At 65.8% G+C, this 12,316-nt stretch carries 12 protein-coding genes, 1 tRNA gene and 1 pseudogene; 8 read left to right on the forward strand and 6 right to left on the reverse strand.

What is annotated here, in order from left to right:
- Window positions 1-42: 42 nt before the first annotated feature.
- Window positions 43-267: pseudogene (locus HT578_RS19940) on the forward strand (IS5/IS1182 family transposase); the annotation flags it as partial.
- A 146-nt stretch (window positions 268-413) separates the two neighbouring features.
- On the opposite strand, the gene HT578_RS19945 reads toward HT578_RS19940, so the two are convergent.
- Window positions 414-488 (reverse strand) — tRNA-Gln (locus HT578_RS19945).
- A gap of 115 nt (window positions 489-603) precedes the next feature.
- A complete protein-coding gene (yghU, locus tag HT578_RS19950; RefSeq protein ID WP_039394795.1) occupies window positions 604-1,452 on the reverse strand; it encodes a glutathione-dependent disulfide-bond oxidoreductase in 849 nt (282 codons plus the stop codon).
- Between the two features lie 225 nt (window positions 1,453-1,677).
- Between yghU and HT578_RS19955 the strand changes: the two genes are divergently transcribed.
- Window positions 1,678-2,475 (forward strand): acid phosphatase, encoded by a 798-nt coding sequence (locus tag HT578_RS19955; protein WP_052322609.1) that lies wholly within the window; start codon window positions 1,678-1,680, stop codon window positions 2,473-2,475.
- 10 nt (window positions 2,476-2,485) lie between these two features.
- Here the strand turns inward: HT578_RS19955 and HT578_RS19960 are convergent, their stop codons facing one another.
- The 3 genes from HT578_RS19960 to HT578_RS19970 all read right to left on the reverse strand — a co-directional run bounded on the left by HT578_RS19960 (window position 2,486) and on the right by HT578_RS19970 (window position 5,973).
- Entirely contained in the window at window positions 2,486-3,403 is a 918-nt protein-coding gene (locus HT578_RS19960) for a M14 family metallopeptidase (protein ID WP_213501183.1), read from the reverse strand.
- 145 nt (window positions 3,404-3,548) lie between these two features.
- Window positions 3,549-4,649 carry a branched-chain amino acid aminotransferase gene (locus HT578_RS19965; RefSeq protein WP_213501184.1) on the reverse strand — a complete coding sequence of 367 codons (1,101 nt, stop codon included), beginning with the start codon at window positions 4,647-4,649 and terminating at the stop codon, window positions 3,549-3,551.
- 757 nt (window positions 4,650-5,406) lie between these two features.
- Window positions 5,407-5,973 carry a hypothetical protein gene (locus HT578_RS19970; protein WP_213501185.1) on the reverse strand — a complete coding sequence of 189 codons (567 nt, stop codon included), beginning with the start codon at window positions 5,971-5,973 and terminating at the stop codon, window positions 5,407-5,409.
- Between the two features lie 160 nt (window positions 5,974-6,133).
- Between HT578_RS19970 and HT578_RS19975 the strand changes: the two genes are divergently transcribed.
- From HT578_RS19975 to HT578_RS20000, 6 genes are all read left to right on the forward strand, one after another.
- The gene (locus HT578_RS19975) at window positions 6,134-6,877 is read left to right on the forward strand and encodes a TlyA family RNA methyltransferase (protein WP_239026377.1); all 744 of its coding nucleotides are present in this window, start codon (window positions 6,134-6,136) and stop codon (window positions 6,875-6,877) included.
- 110 nt (window positions 6,878-6,987) lie between these two features.
- Window positions 6,988-7,542: a TspO/MBR family protein gene (locus HT578_RS19980; protein WP_213501187.1), complete on the forward strand. Its 555-nt coding sequence runs from the start codon at window positions 6,988-6,990 to the stop codon at window positions 7,540-7,542.
- A gap of 107 nt (window positions 7,543-7,649) precedes the next feature.
- Window positions 7,650-7,904, forward strand: coding sequence for an accessory factor UbiK family protein (locus HT578_RS19985; RefSeq protein ID WP_039394780.1), 255 nt, complete (start codon window positions 7,650-7,652; stop codon window positions 7,902-7,904).
- Window positions 7,905-7,994: 90 nt separating this feature from the next.
- Entirely contained in the window at window positions 7,995-8,600 is a 606-nt protein-coding gene (gene recO, locus HT578_RS19990) for a DNA repair protein RecO (protein WP_213504507.1), read from the forward strand.
- Window positions 8,601-8,622: 22 nt separating this feature from the next.
- Window positions 8,623-9,666 (forward strand): 3-isopropylmalate dehydrogenase, encoded by a 1,044-nt coding sequence (gene leuB, locus HT578_RS19995; RefSeq protein WP_213501188.1) that lies wholly within the window; start codon window positions 8,623-8,625, stop codon window positions 9,664-9,666.
- 45 nt (window positions 9,667-9,711) lie between these two features.
- Complete coding sequence (locus HT578_RS20000) at window positions 9,712-10,893, forward strand: glycosyltransferase (protein ID WP_213501189.1); 1,182 nt, start codon at window positions 9,712-9,714, stop codon at window positions 10,891-10,893.
- Between the two features lie 40 nt (window positions 10,894-10,933).
- Here the strand turns inward: HT578_RS20000 and HT578_RS20005 are convergent, their stop codons facing one another.
- A complete protein-coding gene (locus tag HT578_RS20005) occupies window positions 10,934-12,220 on the reverse strand; it encodes a phospholipid carrier-dependent glycosyltransferase (RefSeq protein ID WP_213501190.1) in 1,287 nt (428 codons plus the stop codon).
- Window positions 12,221-12,316: the final 96 nt, after the last annotated feature.

A 12,316-nucleotide genomic window follows, 5' to 3' on the forward strand; every position in this document is an offset into this window, starting at 1 on the left:
CTCACCTACTGCATGGCGAGCCAGAATGATTGCTCTCAACCGAGCAGACGGGGCCGGACCTCCCGCCATGAAATTGTTCGCTCAAGTCGGCGGTTTGGCAGGGCGAACTGGAAGTGATGGAGCAGCGATCACCTGCGCAGCCTGGTCGAAACGAAAATGCATGGCTTCAAGCTGCTGGGGGAACGGATCACGGCACGAGATTTCGATCGTCAGGCCGTGCGCCGAAACCTTCGGGCGGTGACAGGTTGGCGGTGGCGTTCGCAAGGCGGGGAAGATGTCGCTTTCGAGCCTTCGGGTGACGAGATCGGCATATCGCGGCGTCCAGGCGAGTGCGCGTGTCTCCGGCCGCATCGAAGCGCTTGTAGGTCTTGTCCCTTGGTATGAAGGCCTTGAGAGGTGGTGAGATTTGAGAATGGCTGGGGCGGCAGGATTCGAACCTGCGCATGGCGGTACCAAAAACCGCTGCCTTACCGCTTGGCTACGCCCCAGCAGGATCGGGTGGCACGCTGCGTGCACCGCGATGGGACTGCGCGCTTAGCGGCTTATCCCGGCGCTGAAAAGGCCCTTTTCGCATCGGACCTTCCCCGCGCCGGGGAAAAGCGGTCAGGCGCCGAGGACGGCGTCAATGTCGGCCGCGCTGTGGCGCTCCTTGATCTTGCCCGGTGCGTCGCGGTTGACGACAAGGCCGCGCTTCACGCCCGTGCGTTCGCCCAGTTCCTCGCCCCAGCGCATGAGGTTGGTGTATTCGTGGACGCTGAGGAAAGTCGCCGCGTCGGTGTAGGATTCGCCGCGCACGAAGCCGCCAAGCCAGCCATAGGCCGCGATGTCGGCGATGGTGTAGTCATCGCCCGCCAGATAGCGCGTCTCGGCGAGGCGCTTGTCGGCGACATCCATGATGCGCTTGGTTTCCATCGCGAAGCGGTTGATCGGATACTCGAACTTTTCAGGCGCGTAGGCGTAGAAGTGCCCGAACCCGCCGCCGATGATGGGCGCGGTCGACATCTGCCACATCAGCCAGGACATGCACTCGGTGCGCGCGGCGCCGTCCTTGGGCAGGAACATCCCGAACTTCTCGGCGAGGTGGAACAGGATCGCACCCGATTCGAAGACCCGCACCGGCGTCTCGCCCGAGCAATCGAGCAGGGCAGGGATCTTGGAATTGGGGTTGATCTCGACAAAGCCCGAGGTGAACTGCGTGCCTTCGCCGATGTTGACGAGCCAGGCGTCGTACTCCGCCTCGCTGACGCCAGCCGCCAGCAGTTCCTCGAATAGGATGGTGACCTTCTGGCCGTTGGGCGTGCCCAGCGAATAGAGCTGGAAGGGATGCTCGCCGCGGGGCAGTTCCTTCTCTTCGCGCGCACCGGCGGTGGGGCGGTTGATGCTGGCCCAGGTGCCCCCGTTCTCGGCGTCGTGGGTCCAGACCTTGGGGGGCGTGTAGGTGGTGTCGGCCATGTGCGCTGAGCTCCTTGTTGCAGGCGCCGGGAGAGGGAGAACGCGCTAGGTAGGTGCCGAGGAGGGGCGCAACAAGAGGCGCAGGTGCCAATGTTCGGGGAGCGGCAGGTGCCCGATCCCGGCGTCTTCGTGCTTTCACGTCCGAGGGTTAACCCCGATGCCGGACACCGTCGCGCGCCGATAGAATGGGCCATGCGATCAATACGCTGCGAAGGGATGGAGCATATGCAGAGCACGGGCACACTGGGAATTTTCGCAGGAGGATGCCTGCTTGTGCTGGCGGGATGCACGAGTACGGCGACGAGCGACACGCGTTCCGCCGAGCTGCCCCCGGTTACGGTGGCAGAAGTCGGTGTGATCTCGCCCGAGATCCCGCTTCCCAAGGGCTATCTGGAGATGTCACAGCTTCCCGACAGCCTGGCCCTCCTGCCTCCGCCGCCAGCGGCGGGGAGCGCCGCCAAGGCCGCCGACCAAGCCGCCTGGGAAGCGGCCAAGGGGGCATCGTCCGAACGCTTTGCGCTGGCGACCTCCGATGCCGACCTCAACTGGCCGGCCATCGTCAGTTCCTTCGAGCCGCTTGTCGGCACCTCGCTGTCGGACGGGAGCAAGCCCCATACCGAGATGCTTCTGCGCCGGGCGATGGCCGACGCGGGGCTCGCCAGCTACAAGGCGAAGAACCACTACCAGCGCGTGCGCCCCTTCGCCGAAAATGGTGGCGGATCGTGTACGCCCGAGGAGGAGGAAACCCTGCGCCACGACGGGTCCTATCCGTCCGGTCACACCACGGCGGGTTGGATGATGGCGCTGGTGCTGGCCGAACTGGTGCCGAGCCGTGCCGACGCGGTGCTCCAGCGCGGCTACGACTTCGGCTTCAGTCGCGTGATCTGCCGCGTCCACTGGATGAGCGACACGGTGGGCGGACGCGTGGTGGCGGCCGCGACATTCGCACGCGTTCAGTCCGATCCTGTCTTTCAGGCGCAACTCGCCGCCGCGCGCCGCGAAATGGCGGCGGCGGGCCTTTGAGCGCGCCCTGTCAGGCGCTGAGCGCGTAGTCGAGCGCGGCGCACACGGCAGCGACCTGCGCGGCGTTGCATTCCTCGGGCGTTGCGCTCGGGCTGTCGGGATAGACCTCGGTGGTGGTCGTGAAGCGTGCGCCCGTGATGGCCGCACACATGCCGTACTTGCCTTGCGGGTATTCGATAACGCCCTTCTGCACGACGGGTGAGCCGATGATGTTGCCCTGCGGGTCGGCGGGCGCGATGTGGGTGACCTTTTCGACCGCTTCGATAATCGCCTCGCAGAAGGCGGGCTGGCGGTTGTCGGCATCGTCGACGAGGTAGAAGCCGTCGGGGATGGTGTCGGGATCGTAGTCCTGGCCATCACGCGCGGCGAGGGCAGGGCGGAACTCTTCCTCGTCGCTGTCGGTGGTCTCGTGCAGGTCGATGTGGAGCAGGAAGGGCACCTCCTGCGCGGCGACGAGGGCGACCAGCGCCCGGCATTCGCCCGCCGGGCTGTCGGCGGTGAAATTGCGGTTGGGGTCGATGGCGTCGTAATTCCAGCGGTTGACCCGCTCGTAGGCCCAGGGGCTGACGCAAGGCGCGACGAGCAGGTTGACCCGGCCCGCATAGTCTGCCGCGCGTGTTTCGAGGAATTCGAGCGCGCCCATCACGCCGCTCGTCTCGTAGCCATGGACGCCGCCCGTGACGAGGGCGGTGGGCAAGCTGGCGTCGATCGGACCATTCGAGAGCGCGTAGAGCGTGAAGCGCTCGCCCGCGTAGTCGAGCGTGCCGTACTCCTGAAGCGTAAAGCGGTCGGCCAGCGCGAGGATGCGCGGCTCGACGTCCTGTCCGTAGCGGCGCTGGGCGGCCTGCGTGGCCCGCCAGGCCTCGACCTCACGCGCGCCCCAGGGCGTGCCGGGGGTGCCGATGGGGTAGGGGGCGGTGTCGGTCATGGCGCTCTCGTCTTCAGGAGGGAATTTCGCTCCCGAGATGGCACGTGCGCGCAGCGGAGCAAGAGGGGCCTGCCGGCTATGCACGAAAAAACCCGGCGGGCGCGGGGCCGGCCGGGTTCTTCGTTCGGGTCAGGAACTGGCGTGATCAGGCGATCTTGCGAACCCAGCCGTGGGTGTCCTCGGCCTGGCCGCGCTGGATCGCGACAAGGCGGGCTTTGACCTTCTCGGTCAGCTGGCCGGGGCCGCCCGAACCGATGGTGAATTCGCCGTCATTGCCCGCGACCTTGCCGACCGCGGTGACGACAGCCGCCGTGCCGCAGGCGAAGGTCTCGACGAGCTTGCCGCTGGTCGCATCCTCGCGCCACTGGTCGAGGCTGTAGCGGCCCTCGTTCACGGTCAGGCCCTCTTCGCGCAGGAGAGCGATGAGGCTGCGGCGGGTGATGCCAGGCAGGATCGTGCCGGTCAGCGCGGGGGTGAGGATCGTGCCGTCATCGAACACGTAGAACAGGTTCATGCCGCCCAGTTCCTCGATCCACTTGTGCTCGGCAGCGTCGAGGAAGACGACCTGGTCGTGGCCGCGTGCAAGGGCTTCGCCCTGGGGGACGAGGCTGGCTGCGTAGTTGCCGCCGCACTTGGCCGCACCCGTGCCGCCCGGAGCCGCGCGGGTGTAGTCCGAGACCCAGATCGACACGGCCGGGGCGCCCGACTTGAAGTAGTTGCCCGCCGGGCTGGCGATGAGGATGAACTTGTAGGTCTTGGCCGGGCGCACGCCCAGGAACGCCTCGGTCGCGATCATGAAGGGGCGCAGGTAGAGCGAGGCACCCTCGGCGTCGGGGATCCAGGCCTTGTCGAGCTCGACCAGCTTCTCGATCGCCTCGATGAAGAGGCTCTCGGGCAGCGTGGGCATGGCCAGGCGCGTGGCGGACTGGTTGAAGCGCTCTGCATTGGCGTCGGGACGGAACAGCGAGATCGAGCTGTCGGCCTGCTTGTAGGCCTTGAGCCCCTCGAAGATTTCCTGGGCGTAGTGCAGAACCGCAGCGGCCGGATCGAGCGGGATGGGCGCGTAGGCCGAAACCTTGGCATCGTGCCAGCCGGTGCCTTCGCTCCAGTCGATCGTGACCATGTGGTCGGTGAAGTGCGTGCCGAAGCCCGGATTGGCCAATACCGCCGCGCGCGTCGCGTCGCTGGCAGGGGCGGGGTTGGGCTCAAGGGAAAACGTCAGCGCGGCTTCGGCGGGACTCGCCATGAAAACTCAGTCCTCTGTCTTGGGGTTGCGAAGGCGCAGGTGTATGAAAATTACGCCGTACGCAACCGTAAAGTAATATTGATACGTATGGTTTCAGGTGTAGCACGCGGTGCGTTGGAGGCAAGTGTCCTGCTGAAAGCGCGCAAATTCGGGGGCTTGCGCCGGTGAGGGTAGAGGCGCTCTTGCGCTGCGCGCATGCGGCCTTGCGCGATTGTGTAGAACGCGGGTTTGCCGCTTTCGCGCGCCGGATGGCCAGAAATGAGAAAGGCCGCACCGGGAGCGCCGGTACGGCCTTTCACATGGTCAGCGGCCGGAAGTGCCGCCAGCGAGTACCTTTATCGCGTATCTGAAATCAGCGATAATGCCTCGCGACGGAAATTGCCGACCTCCATGCTGAACCATGAGACATCGGATCACCTCCTTTCGCGCTGTTGAGCCATAGGGTTCGCCGCCCGAGAGCGACTGGACTTCGGTAGCTCCGAGGAGGGCTTCCTCGGGTTCCGTCGTCCTGAGAGAAAATGTGTCTTATTCCGCAGCGCACCACAAGACTTGAATTCAAGTTTTTTCGCGGCATTATCATGCCTTCGCTGAAGTTTTCCCCAGCTGAAAAGCCCGCGTTTCTGCCGGTTTTTCGCGGTAGCCTGGGCTGTGTCTGGCGCCCCGCATCCGACCTGCAAGGTGCTCGTGTCGCCCATATCGCACAGGCGGTTCGGCGAGGCGTGTCCCGTATGCGGCCAGCCCCGCCTGGCAGGTGCTGTCAGCGGCAATCCTCGATCACGCGCGACACTTCGGTCCAGCTCGGGATGTAGAGCGTGGGCTGGCCCTGCGTGGAAAGCGCAAAGCGGCCACGGGTGAAGGCCATGTCGTCGAGGATCGGGCTGCGCGCGGGCAGGGTCGCGACATAGTAGCCCTGGCGGGCCTCGGCCGTGACGGTGTGCGTGTCCTGCATCGTGGTGATGCCCATGGTGACACGGCCCGCCGCACCCTGGGCGCGGCGTTCAAGGGTCACGGTGGCGTTGCGCGTGTCACAGCGCATCGTGAACAGACTGCCTCCGAAATCGGCGACCGAGCGGGGGCCACTCTGCGCCCAGCTCCAAGTGCCTGGCGTTACGGGCGCATCGCGCCAGTTTGCAGGCTCGGGCAGCGGACGGGGCGCGGGTGTCGCCGTCGGCGGCACCCGCGGCTGTGCCGGGCGCGAGGCGCTGGGCGTGGGCGTCGAGGCTGGCGGCGCGGGAATGCAGCCAGCCGCAAACAGGGTCAGGGCGAGAGCCGGTGCCGAAACGAGACGGACGGGGAGAGCGCGACCGCGCGGATTTGCCTTCATGCGTCCGGTATGGAATGACGAGCGCCTCTTCTCAAGTGTGCAGTGCCCCATGTCCGACGCGTCCCAGTCTCCATCCACCGAAAAGTCCTCCGCCCCCGAAAACCGGGGTAAAGGGGCGAAACCGCATGGCAAATCCACAGGGAAGGCGCGCGTTGACCAGATGCTTGTCGACCGTGGCCTTGCCGAGAGCCGCACGCGTGCGCAGGCGCTGATCATGGCGGGGCACGTTTTTTCCGGGGAAACCAAGATCGCCAAGGCGGGGCAAACGCTCAAGGCCGACGCGCCGCTTGAAGTGCGCGGACGCGACCACCCCTGGGTTTCGCGCGGGGGGATCAAGCTTGCCCATGCCATCGAGCACTTCGGGCTCGATCCGGCGGGTGCGGTGGCGATCGATGTCGGCTCCTCCACGGGGGGCTTTACGGACGTGCTCCTCACCAAGGGCGCGAGCCACGTCTTTGCGGTCGATTCGGGCACCAACCAGCTCGCCTGGAAGTTGCGCCAGGACCCGCGCGTCACGGTGCTGGAGCAGACCAGCGCCCGCATCCTGACAGGCGAGCACATCACGCAAGGCTGCAACTGGGTGGTCTGCGATGCGAGTTTCATCGGCCTTGCCAAGGTACTGGAAGTGCCCCTGAACCTGGCCGGACCGGATTGCCGCCTCGTCGCGCTCATCAAGCCGCAGTTCGAGGTCGGACGCGGCGAGGTGGGCAAGGGCGGCGTCGTACGCGATCCCGCGCTCCATGCGCGTGTCTGCGAGGAAGTGCGCCTCTGGCTGGAAGAGGGCGGCTGGACCATCCAGGGTATCGTCGAAAGCCCGATCACGGGGCCCGAAGGCAATGTCGAATTTCTCGTGTCGGCGGCGCGCGGGTGCGAGGTCGCAGGCGAGATCGCGCGCGGGGCCTGAGCGGCGCGGGGCTTTCCTTGTGCGCCAGATTCCCGCAAGTAACGTAATACGAACCATCGGTTAGGGTTGGGCGGCTGTGACGGCTCCCCGTTTTGAGAGATGATCCGGGTATGAATCTGCTTGCCTCTTCCGGTCAGTTGCGCGCGAGTTTCCTGCGCTGGTCGCTGGTCTGTGTTCCCGCGCTCGTGCTGTGCGGGTTCCTTTCAGGAGCGCTCGCGCAGAGCGGGCCGCAGAACGTCTGGTTCGCCGCGCTGGCCAAGCCCGCCGTCTATCCGCCGCCCGCCGCCTTCGGGATCGTCTGGACCATCCTTTATGCCATGATGGGCTTTGCCCTCGCGCTGATCCTGGCCGCGCGCGGAGCGGCCGGGCGTGGCCTGGCCTGTGGCATCTTCGCGCTCCAGTTCCTGGTTAATCTCGCCTGGTCGCCGGTCTTCTTCGGGATGCACCGCATCACGGGCGCGCTGGTGGTCATCGCCGTGCTCGATGTCCTCGTGCTCGTCACGATCGCGCTGTTCTGGCGCATCCGCGTCAAGGCGGGGCTGCTGCTTGTGCCCTATCTCGCCTGGATTCTCTTCGCGACGTACCTCAACTACGCCTTCCTCCAGATCAATCGCGACCTTGACGGCAAGACGCCCTCGGGCGCGGAGATCCGCTACGAGATCTGAGCTGGGCGGGCCTTTGCCGTGATCTTCTCGGTGAGCGCGCGATTCTCCTCCACCAACGCCATCGAACCCTCTTGCGCAGGGGGGCGGGCTGTACCATTTAGGCTCCCATGCAAAGCGAAAACCCTTTCGTCGCCGATTTCGTCAAGATGATGAACAGCGCTGCCGGCACGTTTGCCGGCATGACCCGCGAAGCGCGTGACAACATGCGCGAGCGCGCCAAGGAGTTCATGGGCGACATGGACTTCGTGAGCCGCGAGGAATTCGAGGCGGTCAAGGAAATGGCCGCGACCGCCCGCGCGGAATGCGAAGCCCTCAAGGCCCGTCTTGACGAGATCGAAGCCAAGCAGCTGCGCAACGGCTGATCCCTCGCGGGGTGACACCCGAAGGAATCGAGACGGTGCCGGGCTCGGGATGCGGGACCTCTCGCGCATGACGCGTGGGTGCGTGTCATGATGGAGCTGCGTACCGAGGCGATCGTCTGCGCCGTGCGCTCGCACGGCGAGGCGGCGGCCATCGTCCGCTTCCTGACCCAGGAAGAGGGCGTCGTCGCGGCTTATGTCGCCGGAGCGCGAGGCCGCACCTTGCGGCCCGTGCTCATTCCCGGAAACATCGTTGCCGTTGATATCCGTGCGCGTTCGGAAGGGCAGCTGCCCTTCGCGCGTGTCGAACTTGTGCGCTCGCGCGGCCCCTGGCTGTCCGAGCCTTTGCCCGCCGCAGCCTTTTCCTGGCTGACCTCGCTCACCGCCGCGAGCCTGCCCGAGCGGCATGCCTACCCCGCGCTCCACCAGGCGCTGGGTGGTCTGCTGGAGGCGATCTGTGTGGCACCGTCCGCGCGCGGATGGGCGCTGCCGCTCCTCTCCTACGAGGTCCTGCTGCTGCGCGAACTGGGCTACGGCGTGCCCGTGCCGCGTCCGGATGACCGGGACTGGGACGCGATTCTGCGGACTTTCGACAGGATCGGGCGCGAACTGGATCGCTATCCGCTTGCCGAACGGCGCAAAGACGTTATGGCGGCCCGCACCCAGCTGCGCGAGCGGTTGGGGCGAATTTCTGACTAAGACAGCAGCTAGGGAAACAGGCATGCGCATCGCGGTTTTTGCAGGCGACGGGATCGGTCCGGAAGTCACGGGTGAGGCCGTGCGCGTTCTCGAGAAGCTGGGCCTGCCGGACCTCGAACTGGTGGAGGGCGACGTCGGCGGCGCGGCCTACCGCAAGCATGGCCACCCGCTTCCCGAAGCCACGCTGGAGATCGCCCGTTCGGCCGATGCCATCCTGTTCGGCGCGGTCGGCGACTTCGATCTCGACCACCTTGAACGCCACCTGCGCCCCGAGCAGGCCGTGCTGGGTCTGCGCAAGGAACTGGGCCTGTTCGCCAACCTGCGCCCGGCGCGCGTGTTCAAGGGGCTCGAGGGTCTGACCTCGCTGCGCCCGGAAGTCGCGCAGGAAATTGACCTCCTGATCGTGCGTGAGCTTAACGGCGACGTCTACTTCGGCGAAAAGGGCATGCGCACGCTTGAAGACGGCCGCCGTCAGGGCTGGGATATGATGTCCTACGCCGAGGACGAGGTGCGCCGCATCGCGCATGCTGGTTTCAAGGCGGCGATGACACGCGGCAAGAAGCTGTGCTCGGTCGACAAGGCGAATGTTCTCGAAACCTCGCAGCTCTGGCGTGATGTCGTGATCGAGGTGTCCAAGGACTACCCCGAGGTCGAACTCAGCCACATGTACGTCGACAACGCGGCGATGCAGCTCGTGAAGAACCCCGGGCAGTTCGACGTGGTCGTGACCGGCAACCTGTTCGGTGACATTCTTTCCGACCAGGCGAGCATGTGCGTGGGCTCGATTGGCCTTCTGGCTTCGGCCAGCCTCGCGGAGGGCAGCTTCGGCCTTTACGAGCCGATCCACGGTTCGGCGCCCGACATCGCGGGCAAGGGCCTGGCCAATCCGATGGCGACGATCCTTTCCGCCGCCATGATGCTGCGCCACTCCTTCGGCCTGGAGGCCGAGGCGGTGCGCATCGAGGACGCGGTGGCCGCGGCGCTTGCCGAGGGCATCAAGGGTGGGGACCTGGGCGGAACGGCCGGCACCGTGGAAATCGGTGACGCGGTTCTCGCGCACCTGTAAGGCTCCGGTTTTCCCTTGTCCTCCTCCGATTTCAGCCCCGTTTCCATGAACGATACCGTCTCGCACGCGTCCGCCCCGTCCGATGCAGCCGTAGCCACACGGCCGCTCGAACTCGCGATTGTCCTGCCCACCTATAACGAGCGTCGCAACATCGCGACGATGGTGGAGCGGATCGACCGCGAGCTTCAGGGCATCGCCTGGGAAGTCATCTATGTCGATGACAACAGCCCGGACGGCACCTCCGACGAAGTGCGCATGATTGCGCAGACCGATCCCAGGGTGCGCTGTATCCAGCGCATCGGGCGGCGCGGCCTCGCGAGCGCCGCGATCGAGGGCATGTGCTCCACCTCTGCGCCTTATGTCGCGGTGATGGACGCGGATCACCAGCACGATCCTGCGCTGCTTGTGGGTATGCTCGCTGCGCTCAAGGGCGGCGACTACGACCTGGCCTACGCCTCGCGCTTTGCCGAAGGGGCGAGCACCGAGGCCTGGGGACGCCCCGACCGCGTGAAGGTCTCCGGGCTTGCCAACCGCATCGCCAACAAGGTGACAGGTGTCGAACTGACCGACCCGATGAGCGGCTTCTTCATGCTGCCCACCGCGTTCCTGCGCGCCGATGCGCACCGCCTCTCGGGCGTGGGCTTCAAGATCCTGCTCGACATCCTGGCGACCTCCGAAACGCCCTTGCGCGTCAAGGAATTTCCGCTCAACTTCGCGGCCCGCGCCGAGGGCGAAAGCAAACTGGACCAGACCGTAGTGTTCGAATTTCTCGTAGGCCTCTACGACAAGTGGCTTGGCCGGATCATCCCGACACGTTTCGCGCTGTTCGGGACTGTCGGCGCTCTGGGCGTCATCGTCCAGTTCGCGGCGCTCTGGGTGCTCCTCCACGTCGTCTTCGGGGAGCGCTTCGTCTATGGTAACTGGTCGGAGAGCGCGGTCTTCAACACCGCCAACACGCTGGCGGCCGTGGTTGCGATGACGTTCAACTTCGTCCTCAACAACGAATTGACCTATTCCGACAAGCGGCTGCGCGGATTCAGCGCGCTGCTGCGCGGCTGGGCCCAGTTTGCGCTGACCTGCTCGCTTGGCCTGCTTACCAACGTGGGCGCGGCCGCCGTGCTCAAGTCCATCGGCTTCCACGATTTCGTAGCCGTTCTTGTCGGTATTATCCTGGGTGCGGTGTGGAACTTCGCGCTGTCGTCCAAGTTCGTCTGGGGCAAGTACTGATCCGGCAACCGCGGGGGCTCCGCGTGAGCCCCCGGCAGCCTCAGCGCCAGCTCGGCAGCCACATCCAGACATTGTAGAACTGGCGCGTCGGCAAGGGCAGTCCCGAGAGGATCGGGAAGAAGCCCAGGAACAGCAGCGCCGAGAGCGCCGGAATGCCTACGCCCAACCAGCGCCAGCGATCGCGCCGGGCCAGCAGCGGTTCGAGCGCAAAGGCCAGAATGCCCATCAGGAAGGCGCCCGGCAGCAGGTAGTGGTAGTAGAACTGCACCGGCTTGCCGTTGATCGCCCAGATGCCGAGGCACAGCGTGTAGAGCGCAAGGAGCAGCGCCACGTCCCAGCGGCGTCGGAACAGGACCGCCCAAAGGCCCCAGACCAGCGCGCCAAGCCCCGTCAGCATCGAAAGCGGGTTGCCCAGCATCACGATACCGCGCTGCGATCCGTCGATCACCTTGAAAAGGTACCAGATATCGCGCCAGTCGGTGGCCCACATGTACCAGTACGAGCGGTAGGGGTGGGGCTTTTTCACGCTGTCCTGCAGGCGGATCATGTACTCGTGCTGCTCGATGAAGCCGGTGAACCAGATCGGCCGGTCGGCGTAGAACATCGCAGGCAGGTAGGTCAGCCAGTAGATGGCGAGCGGGAAGAGTCCGAGCCAGAAGGCCGCCTCGAGGAGCGAGATCCCCGGGATCGTGCCCGCACCGCCCTTGCGCCCCCAGAAGAAGGGGCCGCCTTCGGCAAGCCGCAGGGCGAGAAAGGCAAGGCCCGGGACCATCAGGGCAGGCGCGCTCGACCATTTGGCTCCGAGCGAAAGCCCCATCGCCAGTCCGGCGGCGAGCAGGTGGGTGCGCGCGCTCCTTGTGCTCGAAGCTCTGAGTGCGGCGGCGAATTGCCACAGGCCCACCATGCACAGTCCCGCCTCGATCATGTCGAGCATGGCAATGCGGCTTTGCACGAACCACATGAAGTTGGTCGCGAGAAGGACCATGCCCAGGACCGTGGCGCGGCGCTTGTGTGAGACATGCCACAAGAAGCGGCCGAAACCGAACAGACCCAGCGCACCTGTCAGCACCGGCCCCAGCCGCCAGGCCAGCGGGGTGTCGCCCAGCAGCCAGATGAAGCCTGCGATCACTTCCTTGCCGAACATGGGGTGTTCGCGGTTCGCGGGTACCAGGTCCAGGAGCTTGCGCGCGGCGGGCACGTAATGGATCTCGTCGAAGTAGAACTCGACGGGGAAGGTGATGCGCCAGAGCAGCAGCGCCAGGAATGCGAAGGCGATCGCGGTGCACCAAAGCAGGGGATCGCGGTCGGGACGGGTGTTGAGCGGCATCGGTTGAGCGGGATAGGCGCTGGCCGGCGCGCGCGCAAGCGCGTGCGTGTTGCATTGCAGTCGCTTGCGCCGACTCGTCTGGCCTCCTAGAGCGTT

It is taken from the genome of Novosphingobium decolorationis, assembly GCF_018417475.1.
GTDB lineage: Bacteria > Pseudomonadota > Alphaproteobacteria > Sphingomonadales > Sphingomonadaceae > Novosphingobium > Novosphingobium decolorationis.

What these genes read in the sequence shown, in the direction of transcription:
- yghU (WP_039394795.1), bottom strand. Translation starts at nt 1,452, where the DNA reads ATGGCCGACACCACCTACACGCCCCCCAAGGTCTGGACCCACGACGCC.
- HT578_RS19955 (WP_052322609.1), top strand. Translation starts at nt 1,678, where the DNA reads ATGCAGAGCACGGGCACACTGGGAATTTTCGCAGGAGGATGCCTGCTT.
- HT578_RS19960 (WP_213501183.1), bottom strand. Translation starts at nt 3,403, where the DNA reads ATGACCGACACCGCCCCCTACCCCATCGGCACCCCCGGCACGCCCTGG.
- HT578_RS19965 (WP_213501184.1), bottom strand. Translation starts at nt 4,649, where the DNA reads ATGGCGAGTCCCGCCGAAGCCGCGCTGACGTTTTCCCTTGAGCCCAAC.
- HT578_RS19970 (WP_213501185.1), bottom strand. Translation starts at nt 5,973, where the DNA reads ATGAAGGCAAATCCGCGCGGTCGCGCTCTCCCCGTCCGTCTCGTTTCG.
- HT578_RS19975 (WP_239026377.1), top strand. Translation starts at nt 6,134, where the DNA reads ATGCTTGTCGACCGTGGCCTTGCCGAGAGCCGCACGCGTGCGCAGGCG.
- HT578_RS19980 (WP_213501187.1), top strand. Translation starts at nt 6,988, where the DNA reads ATGAATCTGCTTGCCTCTTCCGGTCAGTTGCGCGCGAGTTTCCTGCGC.
- HT578_RS19985 (WP_039394780.1), top strand. Translation starts at nt 7,650, where the DNA reads ATGCAAAGCGAAAACCCTTTCGTCGCCGATTTCGTCAAGATGATGAAC.
- recO (WP_213504507.1), top strand. Translation starts at nt 7,995, where the DNA reads ATGGAGCTGCGTACCGAGGCGATCGTCTGCGCCGTGCGCTCGCACGGC.
- leuB (WP_213501188.1), top strand. Translation starts at nt 8,623, where the DNA reads ATGCGCATCGCGGTTTTTGCAGGCGACGGGATCGGTCCGGAAGTCACG.
- HT578_RS20000 (WP_213501189.1), top strand. Translation starts at nt 9,712, where the DNA reads ATGAACGATACCGTCTCGCACGCGTCCGCCCCGTCCGATGCAGCCGTA.
- HT578_RS20005 (WP_213501190.1), bottom strand. Translation starts at nt 12,220, where the DNA reads ATGCCGCTCAACACCCGTCCCGACCGCGATCCCCTGCTTTGGTGCACC.